Genomic DNA, 20,357 nt, shown 5'->3' with positions numbered 1-20,357 from the left:
ATGGACATGCCCGTCAACACCTTCAAGCAACGCCTCCTGGCCGGTGACGCCCAGGTCGGCCTGTGGCTCGGCCTGGCCGACCCATACTGCGCGGAGCTGGCCGCCAACGCCGGCTTCGACTGGCTGCTGATCGACGGCGAGCACGCCCCCAACGACCTGCGCAGCCTGCTCGGCCAGTTGCAGGCCGTGGCGCCCTACCCTGCCCAGCCGATCATCCGCCCACCCATCGGCGACCCGGTGCTGATCAAGCAACTGCTGGACATCGGCGTGCAGACCCTGCTGGTGCCCATGGTGGACTCCGCCGCCCAGGCCGCCGAACTGGTGCGTGCCATGCGCTACCCGCCATTCGGCATCCGGGGTGTCGGCAGCGCCCTGGCCCGTGCCTCGCGCTGGAACAGCATCCCCGGCTACCTGGACAAGGCCGACGAACAGATGTGCCTGCTGGTGCAGATCGAGAACCTCGACGGGCTGGCCAACCTCGACGCCATCGCTGCCGTGGAGGGTGTCGACGGCGTGTTCATCGGCCCAGCCGACCTCTCCGCCGCCATGGGCCATCGCGGCAACCCCGGCCATCCCGAGGTGCAGGCCGCCATCGAAGACGCCATCGCCCGCATCCGCCGCGCCGGCAAGGCCGTCGGCATCCTCAGCGCCGACGAGGCCCTGGCTCGCCGCTACCTGGAGCTGGGCTGCAGCTTTGTCGCCGTCGGCGTCGACACCAGCCTGCTGATGAAGGCCCTGCAAGGCCTCGCCGGCCGCTTCAAGGGCACTCCCGCGCCGCCACCCAGCGCCGGCAGCGTCTACTGACCCGCATTCCCGACCCGCTCCCCCATCAACGTCCGCCCCGGTGCTGCACGCAGCACCGGGAACGGGCGACGACCGTCCGAAAGAAGGCAGACCGATGACCCTCGATGACCTCAACCTGCTGCGCGAACAGGCCTACGTGAACGGCCAGTGGATCGAAGCCGACGACGACGCGCGCTTCGCCGTGACCAACCCCGCCAACGGCGAGCTGATCGCCGAAGTCGCCTCCCTCGGCCGGGTGGAAACCGCCCGCGCCATCGACGCCGCCCAGGCCGCCCTGCCCGCCTGGCGCACCCGCACCGCCAAGGAGCGCAGCACGATCCTGCGTCGCTGGTACGAGCTGATCATGGCCAACCAGGAGGACCTGGCCCGCTTGCTCAGCTGGGAACAGGGCAAGCCCCTGGCGGAAAGCCGGGGCGAGATCGCCTACGGCGCCAGCTTCATCGAGTGGTTCGCCGAAGAGGCCAAGCGCGTCTACGGCGACGTCATCCCCCACGACAAGCCCGGCCGCCGCCTGGTGGTGATCAAGCAGGCCATAGGCGTGGTCGCCGCCATCACCCCGTGGAACTTCCCCAACGCCATGATCACCCGCAAGGTCGGCCCGGCCCTGGCCGCCGGCTGCACCGTGGTGCTCAAGCCCGCCTCGGAGACGCCGCTGTCCGCCCTCGCCCTGGCCGCGCTCGGCGAGCGCGCCGGGATTCCCGCCGGGGTGCTGAACATCGTCCCCGGCACCCGCTCGCGGGAGATCGGCGCCGAACTGACCGGCAACCCGCTGGTGCAGAAGCTCTCCTTCACCGGCTCCACCGGCATCGGCAAGCTGCTGATGGCCCAGTGCGCCGAGACCATCAAGAAGGTCAGCCTGGAACTGGGCGGCAACGCGCCCTTCATCGTCTTCGACGACGCCGACCTCGACGCCGCCGTGCAGGGCGCCCTCGGCTCCAAGTTCCGCAACACCGGGCAGACCTGCGTGTGCACCAACCGCCTGCTGGTGCAGCGCGGCGTCTACGACGAATTCGCCCGGCGCCTGGTGGCGGCGGTCAACGCCCTCAAGGTGGCCCCGGCCGACGACGACGGCGCCCAACAGGGCCCGCTGATCAACGCCAAGGCCGTGGCCAAGGTGGAGGAGCACATCGCCGACGCCGTCGCCAAGGGCGCCCGCGTCCTGGCCGGCGGCAAGCCCCATGCCCTGGGCGGCAACTTCTTCGAGCCCACCGTGCTCGGCGAGGTGACCCCGGAGATGCTGGTGGCCCGCGACGAGACCTTCGGCCCGCTGGCGCCGATCTTCCGCTTCGACACCGAGGAGCAGGCCATCGCCATGGCCAACGACACCGAGTTCGGCCTCGCCTCCTACCTCTACACCCGCGACCTCGGCCGCGCCTGGCGGGTCAGCGAAGCACTCGAATACGGCATGGTCGGCGTCAACGAAGGCCTCATCTCCACCGAAGTCGCCCCCTTCGGCGGCATCAAGCAATCCGGCCTCGGCCGCGAAGGCTCCAGATACGGCATCGACGACTACATCGAGCAGAAGTACATGTGCCTGGGCATCGGCTGATGCCCTCAGCGTTGCTCAGCGTGGGCTGAAGCCCACCCTACGGAAATGCCCCAACCCACCGGGCAGCACCCCGTGGGAGCGGCATGGCTCCGGCGGTGGATCGATGAAACGCGATCCACGCACGGTCGCATCCGTAGGATGCGGTGAGCTCGGCGAACCGCATCGCTCCGTGCCCTGGCTCCGCAATGATGGGCTTCGCACAGCTCAGCCCATCCTACGTTTGTCGCCGCGACCCGGTGCGTGTGGGGGCTGGCTGAAACGAAAAACGCGGCCGAGGCCGCGTTTTTCGTGGAGCGGGTGGGGTCAGAAGAAGCCCAGGGGGTTGATGTCGTAGCTGACCAGGAGGTTCTTGGTCTGCTGGTAGTGGTCGAGCATCATCTTGTGGGTTTCGCGGCCGACGCCGGACTTCTTGTAGCCACCGAAGGCGGCGTGGGCCGGGTACAGGTGGTAGCAGTTGGTCCAGACGCGACCGGCCTTGATGCCACGGCCCATGCGCCAGGCGCGGTTGATGTCGCGGGTCCAGAGGCCGGCGCCGAGGCCGAACTCGGTGTCGTTGGCGATGGCCAGGGCTTCGGCTTCGTCCTTGAAGGTGGTGACGCCCACCACCGGGCCGAAGATCTCTTCCTGGAAGACGCGCATCTTGTTGTGGCCTTTGAGCAGGGTCGGCTGGATGTAGTAGCCGGTGGCGAGGCTGCCTTCGAGCTTCTCGGCGGCGCCGCCGGTGAGCACTTCGGCGCCTTCCTGCTGGGCGATGTCGAGGTAGCTGAGGATCTTCTCGTACTGCTGCTGGGAGGCCTGGGCGCCGACCATGGTGTCGGTGTCCAGGGGGTCGCCGCGCTTGATGGCTTTCACCTTCTTCATCACTTCGGCCATGAAGGCGGGGTAGATGGATTCCTGCACCAGGGCGCGGGAGGGGCAGGTGCAGACTTCGCCCTGGTTGAAGAAGGCGAGGACCAGGCCTTCGGCGGCCTTTTCGATGAAGGCCGGTTCGGCCTGCATGATGTCTTCGAAGTAGATGTTGGGGCTCTTGCCACCCAGTTCGACGGTGCTGGGGATGATGTTCTCGGCGGCGCACTTGAGGATGTGCGAGCCGACGGGGGTGGAGCCGGTGAAGGCGATCTTGGCGATGCGCTTGCTGGTGGCGAGCGCTTCGCCGGCTTCCTTGCCGAAGCCCTGGACGACGTTGAGTACGCCGGGCGGCAGCAGGTCGCCGATCAGCTCCATGAGTACGGTGATGCCCAGCGGGGTCTGTTCGGCGGGCTTGAGGACGATGCAGTTGCCGGCGGCGAGGGCCGGGGCGAGCTTCCAGGCGGCCATGAGCAGCGGGAAGTTCCAGGGGATGATCTGGCCGACCACGCCGAGGGGTTCGTGGATGTGGTAGGCGACGGTGCCGTCGTTGATTTCGGCGGCGCCGCCTTCCTGGGCGCGGATGCAGCCGGCGAAGTAGCGGAAGTGGTCGGCGGCGAGCGGGATGTCGGCGTTGAGGGTTTCGCGCACGGCCTTGCCGTTGTCCCAGGTTTCGGTGACGGCGAGGACTTCGAGGTTCTGTTCGATGCGGTCGGCGATCTTCAGCAGGACGTTGGAGCGGTCCTGCACGGAGGTGCGGCCCCAGGCATCGGCGGCGGCGTGGGCGGCGTCGAGGGCCTTGTCGATGTCTTCGGCGGTGGAGCGGGGGAATTCGGCGATGGGCTGGCCGTTCACCGGGGAGGTGTTGGTGAAGTACTGGCCTTTGACCGGGGGCACGAATTCGCCGCCGATGTAGTTGCCGTAGCGGTCCTTGAAGGAAACGACGGCGCCGGGGGTGCCGGGTTGTGCGTAACGCATGCGATGGGCTCTCCTGACGGGGCCTGGCGCCGATACGGGCCAGGGGGTGAGTGGATGCTAGTGGCCACGCTGCCCCCATCGGTATGCGCCCATGGGTGCGGTGGCCTCCTCATTTGGTAGTAGCGCCTTGCAGCACGGCCTGTTCGTAGCGGGGGTAGAGGTGGCTGACGCTGCGCACCAGTTCGAAGCGACTGAGGCTGACGGCGGCGAAGCGCTCGGGAATCGGCGCGCGGATCAGCTCGTTCATGTCCGCGCCCTGGGCGGCACCCTCGCGCAGCAGGCCGTCGAGCCAGCCCAGGTAGTCGCGCATCTGATCGAAGGCGGCGGCGTCCTCGGTGACCGGCCCGTGGCCGGGCACCAGGTGCTTCCAGGGCAGCGCCTGGAGCTGGCGCAGGTCGTCGAGCCAGACCTCCAGCCCCGGGCTGTTGGGGGTGGTGAGGGCACGCTGGTAGAACACCAGGTCGCCGGCGAACAGCACGCCGGTGCGCTCGTCGAGGATGGCCAGGTCGGCCCCGGTGTGGCCGCGCAGGGCCAGCAGGCGCAGCGGGTGGCCGCCAACGGTGCGGGTGCCCGCCTGCACGGCCTGGTCCGGCAGGCGCACTTCGGTGCCGCGCATCCAGTCGCCCACCAGGCGGTACATGTTCTCGGCCATGGCGTCGCCCTGCTGGCGCAGCAGTTCGGTGGTGCCGGGCAGTGCGGCGATGGGCACGTCGGCGAAGGCCTGGTTGCCCAGCACGTGGTCAGGATGGTGGTGGGTGTTGAACACCAGCACCACCGGGCGCTCGGTAACCCGGGCGATGGCGCGGCGCAGGCTTTCGCCGTAGCGCCGCGAGGGGCCGGTGTCGATCACCACCACGCCGGCATCGGTGACGATGAAGGCGCTATTGACCACGTTGCCGCCGTTGGCGCTGCTGAAGTTCTCGGTGCTGCCTTCCAGCAGCCAGGTGTCGTCGGCGATGCGCCGGGGTTCCAGGGGGTATTCCGGCTCGGCACGGGACAGCAGCGGCAGCAGGATCAGGAACACCAGCACCAGCAGGCCCATCGCCGGGCGGGTGGCCACGGGCCGTGGTTCGCGGGGATGGGGCTCGTGATGGCGCACGTCTATCTCCTTGAGCGCACGGTTCAGAAGTCGGCCTCGAACTCGTTGCCGTTGTTGTCCCTCAGCCACAGGTGGGTCGGCTCCGGGGTGCGGGTCTCCAGGCTGAGGGTGGGGTTCTCGGCGACGGCGGGGAACAGTTCCAGGCTGGCGAGGACCTCGCCCGTGGGGCTGCGCAGTTCGGCCTGGTTGAGGAAGAACTCGGGCACGCCGCCGACCAGGCCGTTGTCCATGGGGTGGTCGATGCGCAGGCGCAGGCGGCTTGCGCCGTCGTGGGCGAAGCGGGCGCCCTGGATGTGCCCGAGGCGCTGCTCCCAGCCCGGCTGGGCGCGCACCACGCTGGGGGCGGTGCAGCCACCGCCGGCGGCGTCGACCCAGGCGGAGCCGACATGCCAGACACCGTCATCGGTGAGCGCGGCAACCCGCACGGCGGTGGCTTGCTCGACACGGATGCGCACGGCCACCACCGGCAGCACCCGCTCGCCGGGGCGAAAATCGAAGATCCGCGGGATGGGATTGAGCTCGGCCCAGGCCACCAGCCGCCGCACCGGGCCGGGCAGCCCCCGGGCGTCGACCTGGATCGGCACCTGCCGGGCGTCCTCGGCGAAGGGCGGGGCCTGCAGCACCACGCGCGAGTCGAAGACGAAGGGGGCGCCTTCGAGGATGCGCTGGTGGTGGTAGGCCCACATCACCGAGGGCACCGGGTCCGGGCCCGGATCGGGAGCGGCCTGGACGTTCAGGCACACCCCCAGGGCCAGTGGCAGCCAGCGGCGCATGGCTCACTCGTCCACGTGGACGCTTTCCAGGTAGGAGCGGATGGCCCAGAGCGCTTCCTGGCTGAGGAAGTCGGCCATCTTCGGCATGTACACGGCCCCATCGCGAACGGCGCCGTTGATCACCCGCTCCTTGAACCACTCGTCACCGCTGGCATCGGTCTCCAGGTAGCGCAGGTCGGGGGCGATGCCGCCGGACTTGGCTTCCAGGCCGTGGCAGCGGGCGCAGTTCTGGTTATAGGCCGAGGCGCCGATCTCCACCGCCAGGGCGTTCTTCTCGTAGGGCGCGCGGTAGGGGTTGGTTTCGCGCCATTCCTTGCCCAGGGGCTCGAGGCCTTCGGTGTTCACCGCCTGGGGCACCACGTCGCCGTGGGCCAGGGCCAGGCCGGACAGGCCCATGCCGGCGAGCAGCAGCAGACCGCGCAGGGTGTTCTTGTTGTTGTGCATGACTTCCATCCTCATCGAGATGCTGGGCAAGGCAACGCTCGCCTGGAGCGTGGTGCCGAGGATGGTAAGGAGGCCCCCAGGGGGCCCGAATGCTGCTTTGGTGGGCGCGCCCTACTCCCTTGGTAGCAGGCCCCGGGGAGGTGCCGGGGGAGGCTTTGGCAGCAAGTCCAAGTCATGTCCGGACTGGGAATTTTTCCCGGCCATCGCGGGAGTTTTTCCGTATCCCGGCAAGGGGGTCGCTTCCACTATGCGATACGCCAGGACGCCAGGTGGCGCACTGGTCCTCAACGACCACGGGAACCACAAAGATGACAACAAGATCGCTCCCCCACTCCCCGCTGGCCCTCGCCGTCAAGGGTCTGCTCCTCGCCGGCGGCCTGGCTGCCACCAGCGCTGCCTTCGCCAAGAACGTCACCTGGGAAGACATCGCCAACGACCATGTCTCGGTCAAGGACGTGCTGCAGTACGGCATGGGCACCAATGCCCAGCGCTGGAGCCCCCTGGCCCAGGTGAACGACAAGAACGTGTTCAAGCTGGTGCCGGCCTGGTCCTTCTCCTTCGGTGACGAGAAGCAGCGCGGCCAGGAGTCCCAGGCCATCGTCAGCGACGGGGTGATCTACGTCACCGCTTCCTATTCCCGCGTGTTCGCGCTGGACGCCAAGACCGGCAAGCGCCTGTGGGTCTACAACCACCGCCTGCCGGCCGACATCCGCCCGTGCTGCGACGTGGTCAACCGGGGCGCCGCGATCTTCGGCGACAAGATCTTCTTCGGCACCCTGGACGGCCGCCTCGTGGCGCTGAACAAGGACACCGGCAAGGTGGTGTGGAACAAGAAGTTCGGCGACCACACGGCGGGCTACACCATGACCGGCGCGCCGACCCTCATCAAGGACCAGAAGACCGGCAAGGTGCTGCTGATCCACGGCAGCTCCGGTGACGAATTCGGCGTGGTCGGCCAGCTGTTCGCCCGCGACCCGGATACCGGCGAGGAAGTCTGGATGCGTCCCTTCGTCGAGGGCCACATGGGCCGCCTGAACGGCAAGGACAGCACCCCCACCGGCGACGTGAAGGCCCCCTCCTGGCCGGACGACAAGGACTCCCCCACCGGCAAGGTGGAGGCCTGGAGCCACGGCGGCGGCGCCCCCTGGCAGAGCGCCAGCTTCGACGCCGAGACCAACACCATCATCGTCGGCGCCGGCAACCCCGGCCCCTGGAACACCTGGGCGCGCACCACCAAGGGCGGCAACCCCCACGACTACGACAGCCTCTACACCTCCGGCCAGGTGGGCGTGGACCCGAGCACCGGCGAGGTGAAGTGGTTCTACCAGCACACCCCGAACGACGCCTGGGACTTCTCCGGCAACAACGAGCTGGTGCTGTTCGACTACAAGGGCAAGGACGGCAAGACGGTGAAGGCCACCGCCCACGCCGACCGCAACGGCTTCTTCTATGTGGTGGACCGCACCAACGGCAAGCTGCAGAACGCCTTCCCCTTCGTCGACAACATCACCTGGGCCAGCCACATCGACCTGAAGACCGGCCGCCCGGTGGAGAACGAAGGCCAGCGTCCGCCGCTGCCCGAGCCGGGCCAGAAGCACGGCAAGCCGGTGGAGGTCTCCCCGCCCTTCCTCGGCGGCAAGAACTGGAACCCGATGGCCTACAGCCAGGACACCGGCCTGTTCTACGTGCCGGCCAACAACTGGAAGGAGGACTACTGGACCGAGGAGGTGAACTACAAGAAGGGCTCCGCCTACCTGGGCATGGGCTTCCGCATCAAGCGCATGTACGACGACCACGTCGGCAGCCTGCGCGCCATGGACCCGACCACCGGCAAGGTGGTGTGGGAGCACAACGAGCACCTGCCGCTGTGGGCCGGCGTGCTGGCCACCAAGGGCAACCTGGTGTTCACCGGCACCGGTGACGGCTTCCTCAAGGCCTTCGATGCGAAGACCGGCAAGGAGCTGTGGAAATTCCAGACCGGCAGCGGGATCGTCTCCCCGCCCATCACCTGGGAACAGGATGGCGAGCAGTACATCGGCGTGACCGTCGGCTACGGCGGTGCCGTGCCCCTGTGGGGCGGCGACATGGCCGAGCTGACCAAGCCGGTCGCCCAGGGCGGTTCCTTCTGGGTGTTCAAGCTGCCCAGCTGGGACAACAAGACCGCCAGCCGCTGACCATCCTCACCGGCGCGCCCTCGGGTGCGCCGGTTCTCGTTCCGGGAGCTGCCATGAACTACCTGCCCATGTTCCTTCCCCTGCTCATGCTGGTCTTCGGCCTCGCCTGGGCCCAGCCCGAACCCGCCCAGCCAGCCGCCGACGACAGCGATGCCGACGCCGTGCGCGTGATCGACGGTTGCCGCCTGGAGCCCGGCGCCCACTGCCCGGGGGCCAACCTGGCCAACGCCGACCTGAGCAACCTGGACCTGCGCCGCATCGACCTGTCCGGGGCCAACCTGGCCGGTGCCAACCTGCGCCACGCCAACCTCGACCTGGCCAACCTGGAGAAGGCCCGACTGGTGGGCGCCAACCTCACCCGCGCCAGCCTGCAGCAGACCAACCTGCGCCTGGCCGACCTCAGCGACGCGCACCTGATGGCCATCCAGGGCTGGGGCCTGTTCGGCCAGGGCGCGCAGTTCAAGGGGGCCGACCTGACCGGTGCCTACCTGGAATTCGCCCGCCTCTCCGGCGCCAAGCTGCACGACGTGAACCTGCAGGCGGCCGACCTGGAGATGACCTTCCTCAGCCGCGCCGACCTCAAGGGCGCCCGCCTCAACGACGCCAACCTGCAGGAGGCCAAGCTCGCCGACGCAAACCTGGAGAACGCCGACCTCAGCGGCACCCGCCAGCACTACGCCTCGTTCCAGGGCGTGAACATGGAAGGCTGCACCGCCTGCCCCCAGGATTGGGAAAAGTAACCGGCACTCCACACGCGTTTCTGCAAGGGGCCAGGGATGGCCCCTTTTTTGTGCCTGTGCCTCCCAACAATTCGGTGGATCGGTTAAGCACACAGCCCGCAACGATGGGCTTCGCACAGCTCAGCCCATCCTACGAACCGAGCAGCCGTAGGATGCGGTGAGCCGTGCGAACCGCATCAAACCGGGGCGCCCGGTGCGGCGGCGGGAGTGGATCGGTGGAGTGCGATCCCCCTGCGCCACCTGAACATCCCCGTAGCCCGGACTTCAGTCCGGGAATGGCCTGCACCGCCCCCCTGGGCTGAAGCCCAGGCTACGGGCGCCCACCACCACAAACGAAAAGAGGCGCACAGGTGCGCCTCTCCGTGCCCGCTGCCGGGGTCAATCCTGGCTGGTCGCGCCGATGCGGTGGATCGACAAGTCGGCGCCGTAATACTCCTGCTCCTGGCTGAGGCGGATGCCCAGGGTCTTCTTCAGCAGGCCATACACGGCGAAGCCCCCCACCAGCGCCACCACCAGGCCCAGCGCGGTGCCGATGAACTGGCTGGCGAGGCTGACGCCGCCGAGGCCGCCCAGGGCCTGCTGGCCGAAGAGGCCGCAGGCGATGCCGCCCCAGGCGCCGCACAGGCCGTGCAGGGGCCAGACGCCGAGGACGTCGTCGATCTTCCATTTCACCTGGGTGGCGGTGAAGGCCCAGACGAACAACCCGCCGGCGATGGCGCCGGTGGCCAGGGCGCCCACCGGATGCATCAGGTCGGAGCCGGCACACACCGCCACCAGGCCGGCCAGCGGCCCGTTGTGCAGGAAGCCGGGGTCGTTGCGGCCCACCAGCAGCGAGGCCGCCGTGCCGCCCACCATGGCCATCAGCGAGTTGACCGCCACCAGGCCGCTGACGCCCTGCAGGGTCTGGGCGCTCATGACGTTGAAGCCGAACCAGCCGACGATGAGGATCCACGAGCCGAGGGCCAGGAACGGGATGTTCGACGGGGCGAAGGCGATCAGCCGGCCATCACGGTAGCGGCCATCGCGGCGGCCCAACAGCACCACCGCGCCGAAGGCCAGCCAGCCGCCCACGGCATGCACCACCACCGAGCCGGCGAAGTCATGGAAGCTGGCGCCGAAGCTGGCTTTCAGCCAGTCCTGCAGGCCGAAGTTGCCGTTCCAGATCAGCCCCTCGAAGAAGGGGTAGACGAAGGCGACGATCAGTGCGGTGGCGCACAGCTGCGGACCGAACTTGGCGCGCTCGGCGATGCCGCCGGAGATGATCGCGGGGATGGCGGCGGCGAAGGTCAGCAGGAAGAAGAACTTCACCAGCGCGTAGCCATGGTCCTCCGCCAGGACGGCGGCCGGCTGCAGGAAGTTGACCCCGTAGGCCACCCAGTAACCGATGAAGAAGTAGGCCAGGGTGGAGACGGCGAAATCCGAGAGGATCTTCGACAGGGCGTTGACCTGGTTCTTCTGCCGCACGGTGCCGACTTCGAGGAAGGCGAAGCCGGCGTGCATGGCCAGGACCATGACCGCACCCATCAGGATGAACAGGGTATTGGAGCCGTGGATCAGGGTTTGCACGGCGCTGTTGAGGTTTTCCATCGAGAGGGGGCTCTCCGGCAGTGAAAGGGCACCAAGAAAGGTCACAGCACCATCACAGCGCACCAGACTGATGCCACCCCACCGGGGACCGCTCCCTGGCGATGCCCCGCAACGGGGCGAAAGGCAGTGTGAAGCATCAGCTGACTCATGACTTTTTCTTTATTTATCAGTCGCTTGACCAATCAAGCGTGCACCTCGGCAGGCCGCCTTGCCGCTCGATAACGGGGCGTTTTCCAGCCGGGCGCACCAGGGCAAAGCAAGCCGCATACCAAGGCACGGCGGGTGTTGGCGGACGGCCGGGCAAATTTCCCCTGAACCCTTTGCGCCGGGCAGGACTCAGAACCCCTGAGCCTTTCAAGGAGAACCGCCATGCCCCGCAACAACGCCTCCCGCGCCCAGGATGACCTGATCGCCGAATTCCAGGCCCTCGTCGGCGACACCGAGAAACTGCTGCAGCACACCGCGAGCCTGGCCGGCGAGCAGGCCGAGGACCTCCGCCTGCAGATCCACGACTCCCTAAAGCGCGCCCGGGAAACCCTGAACCTCGCGGAAGAACGCCTGGTGGACAAGGGCAAGGCCGCCGTCGCCGCCACCGAGGGCTACGTGCAGGAGCACCCGTGGCAGACCATCGGCCTTGCCGCCGGGGTCGGCTTCCTGCTCGGCCTGCTGGCCAACCGTCGCTGACATGCAGGCGGACGCGCCCAACCCCGAGGCCGGCGAGCCCGGCCCGTCGCCGCGCCGCCTCGGCGCGGCCGTGCTGGGGCTGCTGCACAGCCATGTGGAGCTGTTCGGCATCGAGCTGCAGGAGCAGAAGGCCAACAGCCTGCGCCTGCTGCTGTTCGCCGGGCTGGCGCTGGTCTTCGCCCTGCTGCTGCTGATGAGCCTGTCGGCGCTGGTCCTGGTGCTGTGCTGGGACGCCTGGCGCCTGCAGGCCATCGGCGGGCTCTGCCTGTTCTACGGGCTGCTCACCGTCTACTGCGCCTGGCGCCTGAAGCAGGCCGTGGACGACGAAGCCTCCCCCTTCGCCGGCACCCTCGAAGAGCTGGCCCTTGACCGCGAGCGCCTGCTGCCATGACCCAGCCGCCCCTGCCCTCCTCCCGCCGTGAACTGCGCAAGGCGCTGGTCCGCCTGCGCCTGGAGATGCACCGCCAGGAGATCCGCCACGAAGCCCAGGTGATTACCCGGCCCCTGCGCCGGGTGAAGGGCCTGGCGCAAAGCCTGCAGCATCCCCTGGGCCAGGGGCACGCACCACTCTGGGGCATTGCCGGCATCGCCGCGCTGGGCTTCTTCGCGGCCCGCGGCGGCTCGCTGGCGCGCTGGGTCCGGCTGGGTGGCACCCTGCTACCGCTGCTGGGCGCCCTGTGGAAGCAACACAGCCAGGCCGTGGACCGCCCGCCCCGCCCCTGATCGTCGGACAAACTGGCCACGTTCTTGCTAATGGAACGGTCCGGGCATCGCCCGTCGTTCCCGCGCTGGCTTGCGCGGACCCTGGGGTCATTACAACAAGGAGCCGCCCGTGATCGAGGGGCAACCACTCGCCTCTTTCCAGCCCTTCATCGATACCGCCACCGGCCGGATCGCGGGGGTCGAGGCCCTGGGGCGGCTGCGCCTGGAAGACGCCACCCTGCGTTCGGTGGGCCCGCTGTTCGTCGACCCGCGCATCCCGCCCGCCGCCCTGCGCCGGCTGGACCGGGAGATCCGCGAGGACGCCCTGCGCCGCCTGCACGAAGCGCCGGCCGACTGGTTCCTCAGCCTCAACATCTCGCCCCGCTGGATCAGCCGGCTGCGCCCCGGCCAGGCCCTGCCCAGCCTCAAGCAGCTGCAGCGCAACGGAGTGAGCCCCGAGCGCATCGTCTTCGAGATCACCGAACTGGGCGGCGCCAGCCAGCGCCTGCCGGACGTGGTGGCGCGCTACCGCGAGGCCGGTGCACGCATCGCCATCGATGATTTCGGCGCGGGCTATTCGCAGCTCGACCGGGTGCTGGCGTTGCAGCCGGACATCCTCAAGCTGGACATGCAGCTGTTCCAGGCCGCCGCCCGGGGTGGGCCGAGCGGCGAGGTGGTGAAGGCGCTGGCGCAGATGGCGGAGAAGACCGGCTGCTGGATCATCGCCGAGGGCGTGGAGACCGAGGCCGAACTGGACTTCGCCCTGGAGTGCGGCGCCCGCTACGTGCAGGGCTATCTGTTCGCCGCGCCGCACCTGGCGTTCTTCCCGGCGGATGCCTTCGTTGCGCGCTTCGCCGAGCTGCGCGATCGCTACGTGAAGCGCAAGCTGGCCGAGCGCTCGCAACTGATGGACATGCGCCAGCAACTGAACCGCCTGATGAACCAGCTGAAGTCCTGGGCCGAGGCCGGCAGCAGCCACCAGGCGCTGCCGAACCCCGCCGAGTTCCCCTGGCTGCTACGCATCTACCAGTGCGACCGCACCGGCACCCAGCTGACCCCCAACCTGGAATGGCACCAGGGCGCGTGGCGGGAGGACGCCCGCTACCAGGGCCACAACTGGTCCTGGCGGCCGTACTTCTACCAGTTGCTGGCCGAGGGCTGGGAGGAGCGTCGCCTGACGCTCTCCACCACCTACCGCGACGCCACCACCAACCAGTACTGCCTGACCGCCGGCCAGTTCATCGACAACGGCCGCCGCCTGCTGCTGGTGGACATCGACGCCGCCGGGCTCTGAGCCAGGCGCGGAACTACCGCAGCCGTCCCAAGGTCCACTTGCCTCGCCCGGGCTTAACCGGGAAGCTAGCCTCCCATTGAGCCACTGAAGGCGAGGACAGGCATTGGACTGGCAGACACTGCTTACCCGGGAACGGCTCGGCAAGCCGGTGCACAGCACCGAGGAGCTGGGCCGCAGCCCGTTCCACAAGGATCACGACCGCATCATCTTCTCCGGCGCCTTCCGCCGCCTGGGCCGCAAGACCCAGGTGCACCCGGTTTCCAGCAACGACCACATCCACACCCGCCTGACCCATTCCCTGGAGGTGGGCTGCGTCGGCCGCTCCCTGGGCATGCGCGTGGGCGAGGTGCTGCGCGAGGCGCTGCCGGACTGGTGCGAACCCTCGGACCTGGGGGTGATCGTGCAGTCCGCCTGCCTGGCCCACGACATCGGCAACCCGCCGTTCGGCCACTCCGGCGAGGACGCCATCCGCCACTGGTTCCAGCAGGCGGCCGGGCGCGGCTGGCTGGATGCGATGAGCGACGTCGAGCGCGCCGACTTCCTCAGCTTCGAGGGCAATGCCCAAGGCTTTCGCGTGCTCACCCAGCTGGAGTACCACCAGTTCGACGGCGGCACGCGCCTGACCTACGCCACACTCGGCGCGTACCTCAAGTACCCCTGGACCTCGCAGCACGCCGAGGCGCTGGGCTACAAGAAGCACAAGTTCGGCTGCTACCAGAGCGAACTGCCGCTGATGGAGCAGATCACCCAGAAGCTCGGCATGCCGCAGTTGGAACCGCAGCGCTGGGCGCGCCACCCGCTGGTCTACCTGATGGAGGCGGCCGACGACATCTGCTACGCCCTCATCGACCTGGAAGACGGCCTGGAGATGGAGCTGCTGGACTACGCCGAGGTGGAGGCCGTGCTGCTGGGCCTGGTGGGCGACGACCTGCCGGAAACCTACCGCCAGCTCGGCCCACACGACTCGCGCCGGCGCAAGCTGGCGATCCTGCGTGGCAAGGCCATCGAGCACCTGACCAACGCCGCCGCGCGGGCCTTCGTCGAACAGCAGGACGCCCTGCTCGCCGGCACCCTGCACGGCGACCTGGTGGAGCACATGGACGGTCCGGCCAAGCGTTGCGTGCTGCGCGCCAAGGCCATCGCCCGCGAACGCATCTTCCAGGACAAGCGCAAGACGCTGCACGAGATCGGCGCCTACACCACCCTGGAAATCCTCCTCAACGCCTTCTGCGGCGCAGCGCTGGAGCAGCACGGCGGGCGTACGCCGTCGTTCAAGAACCGGCGCATCCTCGACCTGTTGGGCAACAACGCGCCCAACCCGGGCTGGCCGCTGTACCGCTCCTTCCTGCGGGTGCTGGATTTCATCGCCGGCATGACCGACAGCTACGCCACCGAGATGGCCCGGGAGATGACCGGCCGTTCGAGCCCGGTCTAGGGAACCTCCGTGCGTCAGGCGATCAGGCAGAGCTTCCACTGGCACGCCGGCCCTCCGGCCTGGGGCCCGGCGGCCATCGCCGGCCTGGGCTGCGGCCTGCCGCTGCTGCTCGGTCTGTTCACCGCGCACACGGGCTTCCTCTGGGCCGCCACCGGGGCCTTCCAGGCGGCGCTGGCCAACCCGATGCATCGCTTCGGCATGCTGCGCATGCTGCTGCTCACGCTGCTCGGCGCCCTCAGCGCAGGCATCGGCTTCTGGGCCGCCAGCCATCCCCTGGCCAGCCTCGGCACCTTCGCCCTGTGGGGCTTCCTGCTGGCGGTGCTGCAGCGCTACGGCACGGAGCTGGGCAAGCTGGGGGTCGGGCTGGCGGTGTGCCTGTGCCTCGGCCAGGGCCAGGCCGGCAGCGGCAACCTGCACAACGGCCTGGCGGTAGGGGCGCTGTTCGCCATCGGCGGGCTGTGGGTGATGCTGCTGGCGTTCTTCCTGCGGGGCGCCCACGGCCTGCGCCTGTGGCCGGTGCTGCCGCGCCTGAGCGGGTTCATCAAGGTGTTCGGCCGGCACGCCGGGCGCCTGCCACAGCGGCTGTGGTGGATCCACGCCCTGGCCTGCACCCTGGCGGTGGCCCTGGCGGGCCTGGCGGCCAACCTCAGCGGCCTGCCGCGAGGCTACTGGCTGACGCTGACGGTGGTGACGACATTGCAGATGGAGCTGGACGGCAGCCTGGTGCGGGCCATCCAGCGCAGCCTCGGCAGCCTGGCGGCGGCGCTGGCACTGATCCTGTTCGGTCACTGGCTGGAAAGCCCGGGTTGGCTGGTGGCGGCGATGCTGCCGCTGATCGTGCTCAGCCGTGCCTTCATCGCCCAGCACTACGGCCTGTTCGTGGCGCAGACCATGCTGTGTTTCGTGCTGCTGGCCGAGAGCCTGGCCCACGACTGGCACCTGCCGGAGGTGCGCCTCTACAACAGCCTGCTGGGCGCCGCCCTGGCACTGCTGGTGGCCTACGGCGCGCACCGCGCACGGCTGCGCTGGACGCCACAGGCGCCGGCGGAGGCAGACGTGGAAGTAGAGGAAGCGCTTGGGGCGGCTGGACCGGCCCCGCAGGCGGAGCCCGTCACCGAGCCCCTGCGCGACTGACCCCCGCAGCGTCGCCGATCCCGACGCCTACTGGGTTGTGATGCGCTCAGACCAGCGCGTTGCGATTGGCGAACTCCACCAACTCGATCAGCGAGCGGGCGTTGAGCTTGAGCAGCAGGCGGGACTTGTAGGTACTGACGGTCTTGTTGCTGATGAACATCTCGTCGGCGATGCGTTTGTTGCTGTAGCCGTTGGCCAGGTACTTGAGCACCACCAGCTCGCGGTCGGAGAGGCGGCTGATCAGCTCCTGCTCGTCGGGGACACCGACCTGGCGCTTGCCGGAACGGATCACGTCGCTGGGGAAGTAGCTGTAGCCCGAGAGCACCGCGCGTACGGACGAAGCCAGTTCGCCCAGGTCGCCTTCCTTGCAGACGAAACCGGCAGCGCCGGCCTGCATGCAGCGGGCGGCGTAGTGGCTGGGGTTCTGTCCGGTCAGCACGAGGATGCGCAGCGGCAGCTCCAGCGAACTGAGGCGGGCGATGACGTCGAGGCCGCCGAGCTTGGGGATGCCGATGTCGAGGATGATGAGGTCCGGCACGTGTTCGCGGGCCAGGGCGATGGCATCGACGCCGTTGTCGGTCTCGGCGATCACTTCATACCCCTCGCGGTTGAGCAGCAGGCGCACGGCCAGTCGGATCACGGGGTGGTCGTCGACGATCAGCACCTTGCTCGGTGCTTCGCTGCCCATGCGCAGGAACTCATCCAGGTCTACCAATTTGCTCACCTTTTTATCTCCCTTGAGGGTGTACGGGTTTCGCCAAGATAGAGATGACGGGAGGCCTGTCGAGCGTCGATGGGGTGGATCGCAGGGATTAGGGACGGAGCCGTCAGAACCTTAGGAATAGTCCTACTTTCTAACCGCAGCATCAGGGCCCAAACCCGTCTTTTCCCCTCTCATTCCCAGCTCTCGCTACCACTGGAAGCAGATGCGCGATCACTCCGCCTGTGCTTCCCCGTTCGGCCATATCCCCCGGCAGCCGTCACTGCCCAGGCAGAGCGGTCTATTCCGCGGCTGCCCCAGCGCCTTCCCCAGGCCTCATCTATGCTGCAAGCGCGCCCCAAACAGGGATCAGGAGCTTCGGCAATGCCAAGGTCGCTCGAACGTCGATTTCCGTTGCATGTCCACATCAGCCTGCTGTTCACGCTGCTCCTGCTGATCTCCGGGGTGATCCTCGGGGTCTTCAACTACCGGCAGGCCACGCAGATCATCCTGTCCAGCAGCGACGCGCTGTTCGGGAAAATCAGCCAGCAGGTGGAGGCGGACCTGGAGGGCACCTACCGTCCCATCGACACCCTGCTCAACCTGATGGCCCTGACGCCAGGCAGCGCACAGGACCCCGCCTGGCAGCGCCAGGAACGCCTGCTCAGGCCCTTCGTCCAGGCCCTGCGCGACCACCCCAAGCTGGCCGCCCTCTACCAGGGGTACGACGACGGTGACTTCCTCATGGTCCGCCCGCTGCGCACCGAAGCCCTGAAGAAGCGCTTCGATGCCCCGCCTGGCGCGGCCTTCCAGGTCTGGAGCATCGAGCGCAACAACCTGTCCCGCGCGCAGTCCGAGTCGACCTTCCTCGACGACAACCTGACGGTGATCAGCCGTCGGCAGGACCTCAACGAGCGCTACGATCCACGCAGCCGCCCCTGGTTCAACACCGCCCTGGAGCAGGGTGGCCATATCGCCACCGCGCCCTATGTGTTCTTCTCCAGCGGCGCGGTGGGCACCACCCTGGCACTGCCGGCGGGCGAGGATTCGGTGATCGGCGCCGACCTGACCCTGGCCGACCTCTCCGCCACCCTGGCGGCGCACCGGGTCACCCCCGGCACCCAGGTAGTACTGTTCGCGCCCAGTGGCGAAGCAGTGGCCTACCCCGACAGCACGCGCCTGATCACCCGCATCGACGACAAGCCGCGCCTGACCATGGCCCGCGACCTGGACCCGGCCATCGCCGCGCTGCTCGACCGCAGCGAGCAAGACGACCTGCGCACCACCCTGAAACTGGCGGGACGGCAATGGGTGGTTTCCCGCCAGCACCTGCAGGCCGGCGGCCCCAAGGGGCTCTACCTGGCCCTGCTGGCCCCCGAGGACGAGCTGCTGGCCGATGCCTACCGCATCCGCTGGCAGGGCGGCGTGCTCACCCTGGTCATCCTCATCCTGTGCATCCCGGTCGGCTGGCTGCTGTCACGCATCCTGGTGAAGCCCCTGCGGGCGCTGGTGGTGGAAGCCGAGGCCATCCGTCGCTTCGACTTCGATATGCCCGCGCTCGGCCGCTCGCCGGTGCTGGAGGTGGACCAGTTGGCCGTGGCGATGGAGAAGATGAAGGTCACCCTGGGCAGCTTCCTCGACATCACTGCCAGCCTCTCGGCGGAAAAGCGCTTCGATGCGTTGCTGAGCCGGGTCCTCGAAGAGACCGTGGAGATCAGCGAATCCGCCGGCGGCATCCTCTACCTGCTGGACGCCGAGCAGGGGCGGCTCGAACCCCAGGCCCTGTTCCTCGACGGCCAGCAGCGGCAGCCCTCGGAGCTCGGCCTGGCCGCACGGGACATGAACGACCCCGCCCTCCCCGCCTGGATCCGCCAGCCCGCCAACGGCGGCGCGACCCTGGCCCAGTCGCTCGGCTACGACCAGGCTGGCGAACTGGGGCCGCTGCTGAACGCCCTGGGCACGCCGCGCGCCCACCTGATGGGCACCGGCCTGCATAACCGCCAGGGCGACACCATCGGCTTGCTGGTGCTGCTGCAGCGCGACACCGGCGGCGAGGCCAACCCCGCCATGCTGCGGCCGGAACGCATCGCCTTCGTCGAGGCCCTGTCCGGCGTGGCGGCGCTGTGCATCGAAAGCCAGCGCCTGCTGGAACGGCAGAAGCAGCTGCTGGATGCGTTCATCCAGCTGATCGCCGGCGCCATCGACGCCAAGAGCCCCTACACCGGCGGCCACTGCCAGCGCGTCCCGGAGATCACCCTGGCCCTGGCCCGTGCCGCTGCCGAGAGCGAGGACGGCCCCTTCCGCGACTACAACCCCAGTGACGAGGACTGGGAGGCCCTGCACATCGCCGCCTGGCTGCACGACTGCGGCAAGGTCACCACCCCCGAGTACGTGGTGGACAAGGCCACCAAGCTGGAAACCCTCTACGACCGCATCCATGAAGTGCGGATGCGCTTCGAGGTGCTCAAGCGCGATGCCTGGATCACCTACTGGCGGGCCCGTGCAGAAGGAGCCGATGAGGCCGTGCTGGCGGCGCAGCGGGACGCGCTGCTGGCCACCCTGGATGACGAATTCGCCTTCATCGCCCGCTGCAACCTGGGCGGGGAGTTCATGGCCGAGGCAGACCAGCAGCGGCTGCACGCCATTGCCGGGCGCACCTGGCTGCGCACCCTGGACGACCGCCTGGGGGTGTCCTGGGAAGAGGCCCAGCGCCAGGCCCGCACGCCGCCACGCCCCCTGCCGGCGGAGGAGCCGCTGCTGGCGGACCGTCCCGAGCACCTGCTGGAGCGCCCCGAGGGCGAGCGCATGGCGGCGGACAATCCGTGGGGATTCCGTCTCGACGTGCCGGAACACAAGTTCAACCGGGGCGAACTGCACAACCTCGCCATCGCACGCGGGACGCTGACGGCGGAGGAGCGCTACATCATCAACCACCACATCGTGCAGACCATCCTGATGCTCAGCCGCCTGCCCTTCCCACCACACCTGAAGAACGTGGCGGAGATCGCTGGCGGGCACCACGAGAAGATGGACGGCACCGGCTATCCCAAGCGCCTGGCCCGCGAGCAGATGAGTCTGCCGGCGCGGATGATGGCCATCGCCGACATCTTCGAGGCGCTGACAGCCGTTGACCGCCCCTACAAGAAGGGCAAGACCCTCTCCGAGGCGCTGGGGATCATGGCCGGCATGTGCAAGGGCGCGCACATCGACACCGAGCTGTTCGGGCTGTTCATCCGCAGCGGCGTGTACCGGGACTACGCCGAACGCTTCCTGCGGCCCGAGCAGGTGGATGCGGTGGACGAGGCACAGCTGCTGCAGCGGGCGGGGGTGACGGAGAGCCCGTCATAGCCACTGCGGCCTTCCTGCGAGCATGAAAAAAGGCGCCCTGGGGCGCCTTTTTTCCGAGTCACGTCA

At 68.6% G+C, this 20,357-nt stretch carries 17 protein-coding genes; 11 read left to right on the top strand and 6 right to left on the bottom strand.

The window, feature by feature from the left end:
* A complete protein-coding gene (hpaI, locus tag PotMrB4_RS08390; RefSeq protein ID WP_142011165.1) occupies nucleotides 1-804 on the top strand; it encodes a 4-hydroxy-2-oxoheptanedioate aldolase in 804 nt (267 codons plus the stop codon).
* Between the two features lie 94 nt (nucleotides 805-898).
* Nucleotides 899-2,353 (top strand): NAD-dependent succinate-semialdehyde dehydrogenase, encoded by a 1,455-nt coding sequence (locus PotMrB4_RS08385; protein WP_172433000.1) that lies wholly within the window; start codon nucleotides 899-901, stop codon nucleotides 2,351-2,353.
* Nucleotides 2,354-2,656: 303 nt separating this feature from the next.
* Here the strand turns inward: PotMrB4_RS08385 and exaC are convergent, their stop codons facing one another.
* The 4 genes from exaC to pedF form a co-directional block, all read right to left on the bottom strand.
* Nucleotides 2,657-4,177, bottom strand: a complete 1,521-nt coding sequence (gene exaC, locus PotMrB4_RS08380) for an acetaldehyde dehydrogenase ExaC (protein ID WP_172432999.1) — start codon at nucleotides 4,175-4,177, stop codon at nucleotides 2,657-2,659.
* 109 nt (nucleotides 4,178-4,286) lie between these two features.
* Nucleotides 4,287-5,219, bottom strand: a complete 933-nt coding sequence (locus PotMrB4_RS08375) for a quinoprotein relay system zinc metallohydrolase 1 (protein ID WP_172435061.1) — start codon at nucleotides 5,217-5,219, stop codon at nucleotides 4,287-4,289.
* An 80-nt stretch (nucleotides 5,220-5,299) separates the two neighbouring features.
* Entirely contained in the window at nucleotides 5,300-6,049 is a 750-nt protein-coding gene (locus tag PotMrB4_RS08370; RefSeq protein ID WP_083422351.1) for a quinoprotein dehydrogenase-associated SoxYZ-like carrier, read from the bottom strand.
* Nucleotides 6,050-6,052: 3 nt separating this feature from the next.
* Nucleotides 6,053-6,493, bottom strand: a complete 441-nt coding sequence (gene pedF, locus PotMrB4_RS08365; protein WP_044406073.1) for a cytochrome c-550 PedF — start codon at nucleotides 6,491-6,493, stop codon at nucleotides 6,053-6,055.
* Between the two features lie 308 nt (nucleotides 6,494-6,801).
* On the opposite strand from pedF, the gene exaA reads away from it, so the two are divergent.
* Nucleotides 6,802-8,667, top strand: a complete 1,866-nt coding sequence (exaA, locus tag PotMrB4_RS08360) for a quinoprotein ethanol dehydrogenase (RefSeq protein ID WP_172432998.1) — start codon at nucleotides 6,802-6,804, stop codon at nucleotides 8,665-8,667.
* 53 nt (nucleotides 8,668-8,720) lie between these two features.
* Nucleotides 8,721-9,407: a pentapeptide repeat-containing protein gene (locus PotMrB4_RS08355; protein ID WP_172432997.1), complete on the top strand. Its 687-nt coding sequence runs from the start codon at nucleotides 8,721-8,723 to the stop codon at nucleotides 9,405-9,407.
* 378 nt (nucleotides 9,408-9,785) lie between these two features.
* On the opposite strand, the gene PotMrB4_RS08350 is transcribed toward PotMrB4_RS08355, so the two are convergent.
* Nucleotides 9,786-10,994 (bottom strand): ammonium transporter, encoded by a 1,209-nt coding sequence (locus tag PotMrB4_RS08350; protein ID WP_044406083.1) that lies wholly within the window; start codon nucleotides 10,992-10,994, stop codon nucleotides 9,786-9,788.
* A gap of 369 nt (nucleotides 10,995-11,363) precedes the next feature.
* Here PotMrB4_RS08350 and PotMrB4_RS08345 point away from each other — a divergent pair, with 369 nt between their 5' ends.
* From PotMrB4_RS08345 to PotMrB4_RS08320, 6 genes are all read left to right on the top strand, one after another.
* A complete protein-coding gene (locus PotMrB4_RS08345) occupies nucleotides 11,364-11,678 on the top strand; it encodes a DUF883 family protein (protein ID WP_044406086.1) in 315 nt (104 codons plus the stop codon).
* A 1-nt stretch (nucleotide 11,679) separates the two neighbouring features.
* On the top strand, nucleotides 11,680-12,069 hold the full coding sequence (locus PotMrB4_RS08340) for a phage holin family protein (protein WP_044406089.1): 390 nt from the start codon (nucleotides 11,680-11,682) through the stop codon (nucleotides 12,067-12,069).
* Nucleotides 12,066-12,401: a hypothetical protein gene (locus PotMrB4_RS08335; protein ID WP_164707345.1), complete on the top strand. Its 336-nt coding sequence runs from the start codon at nucleotides 12,066-12,068 to the stop codon at nucleotides 12,399-12,401. Before PotMrB4_RS08340 ends, PotMrB4_RS08335 begins: the two co-directional genes overlap by 4 nt.
* Nucleotides 12,402-12,510: 109 nt before the next feature.
* A complete protein-coding gene (locus PotMrB4_RS08330; RefSeq protein ID WP_172432996.1) occupies nucleotides 12,511-13,674 on the top strand; it encodes an EAL domain-containing protein in 1,164 nt (387 codons plus the stop codon).
* Between the two features lie 103 nt (nucleotides 13,675-13,777).
* Complete coding sequence (locus PotMrB4_RS08325) at nucleotides 13,778-15,109, top strand: deoxyguanosinetriphosphate triphosphohydrolase (protein ID WP_074968910.1); 1,332 nt, start codon at nucleotides 13,778-13,780, stop codon at nucleotides 15,107-15,109.
* A 9-nt stretch (nucleotides 15,110-15,118) separates the two neighbouring features.
* A complete protein-coding gene (locus PotMrB4_RS08320; RefSeq protein ID WP_172432995.1) occupies nucleotides 15,119-16,243 on the top strand; it encodes an FUSC family protein in 1,125 nt (374 codons plus the stop codon).
* Between the two features lie 46 nt (nucleotides 16,244-16,289).
* On the opposite strand, the gene PotMrB4_RS08315 is transcribed toward PotMrB4_RS08320, so the two are convergent.
* On the bottom strand, nucleotides 16,290-16,931 hold the full coding sequence (locus PotMrB4_RS08315) for a response regulator transcription factor (protein WP_044406209.1): 642 nt from the start codon (nucleotides 16,929-16,931) through the stop codon (nucleotides 16,290-16,292).
* A gap of 396 nt (nucleotides 16,932-17,327) precedes the next feature.
* Here PotMrB4_RS08315 and PotMrB4_RS08310 point away from each other — a divergent pair, with 396 nt between their 5' ends.
* Entirely contained in the window at nucleotides 17,328-20,291 is a 2,964-nt protein-coding gene (locus PotMrB4_RS08310) for an HD domain-containing phosphohydrolase (protein ID WP_172432994.1), read from the top strand.
* The last annotated feature ends 66 nt before the right edge of the window (nucleotides 20,292-20,357 follow it).

Source organism: Metapseudomonas otitidis (assembly GCF_011397855.1).
In the GTDB taxonomy this organism is placed as follows: Bacteria; Pseudomonadota; Gammaproteobacteria; order Pseudomonadales; family Pseudomonadaceae; genus Metapseudomonas; species Metapseudomonas otitidis.
The sequence above is the reverse complement of the archived record's forward strand: the minus strand, read 5'-3'. Positions and strand labels throughout refer to the sequence as shown.

Coding starts and splice junctions, on each gene's coding strand:
- PotMrB4_RS08370 (WP_083422351.1), bottom strand. CDS start 6,049: ATGCGCCGCTGGCTGCCACTGGCCCTGGGGGTGTGCCTGAACGTCCAG.
- PotMrB4_RS08355 (WP_172432997.1), top strand. CDS start 8,721: ATGAACTACCTGCCCATGTTCCTTCCCCTGCTCATGCTGGTCTTCGGC.
- exaC (WP_172432999.1), bottom strand. CDS start 4,177: ATGCGTTACGCACAACCCGGCACCCCCGGCGCCGTCGTTTCCTTCAAG.
- PotMrB4_RS08310 (WP_172432994.1), top strand. CDS start 17,328: ATGCCAAGGTCGCTCGAACGTCGATTTCCGTTGCATGTCCACATCAGC.
- PotMrB4_RS08350 (WP_044406083.1), bottom strand. CDS start 10,994: ATGGAAAACCTCAACAGCGCCGTGCAAACCCTGATCCACGGCTCCAAT.
- PotMrB4_RS08385 (WP_172433000.1), top strand. CDS start 899: ATGACCCTCGATGACCTCAACCTGCTGCGCGAACAGGCCTACGTGAAC.
- PotMrB4_RS08375 (WP_172435061.1), bottom strand. CDS start 5,219: ATGGGCCTGCTGGTGCTGGTGTTCCTGATCCTGCTGCCGCTGCTGTCC.
- exaA (WP_172432998.1), top strand. CDS start 6,802: ATGACAACAAGATCGCTCCCCCACTCCCCGCTGGCCCTCGCCGTCAAG.
- pedF (WP_044406073.1), bottom strand. CDS start 6,493: ATGCACAACAACAAGAACACCCTGCGCGGTCTGCTGCTGCTCGCCGGC.
- PotMrB4_RS08345 (WP_044406086.1), top strand. CDS start 11,364: ATGCCCCGCAACAACGCCTCCCGCGCCCAGGATGACCTGATCGCCGAA.
- PotMrB4_RS08315 (WP_044406209.1), bottom strand. CDS start 16,931: ATGGGCAGCGAAGCACCGAGCAAGGTGCTGATCGTCGACGACCACCCC.
- PotMrB4_RS08340 (WP_044406089.1), top strand. CDS start 11,680: ATGCAGGCGGACGCGCCCAACCCCGAGGCCGGCGAGCCCGGCCCGTCG.
- PotMrB4_RS08335 (WP_164707345.1), top strand. CDS start 12,066: ATGACCCAGCCGCCCCTGCCCTCCTCCCGCCGTGAACTGCGCAAGGCG.
- hpaI (WP_142011165.1), top strand. CDS start 1: ATGGACATGCCCGTCAACACCTTCAAGCAACGCCTCCTGGCCGGTGAC.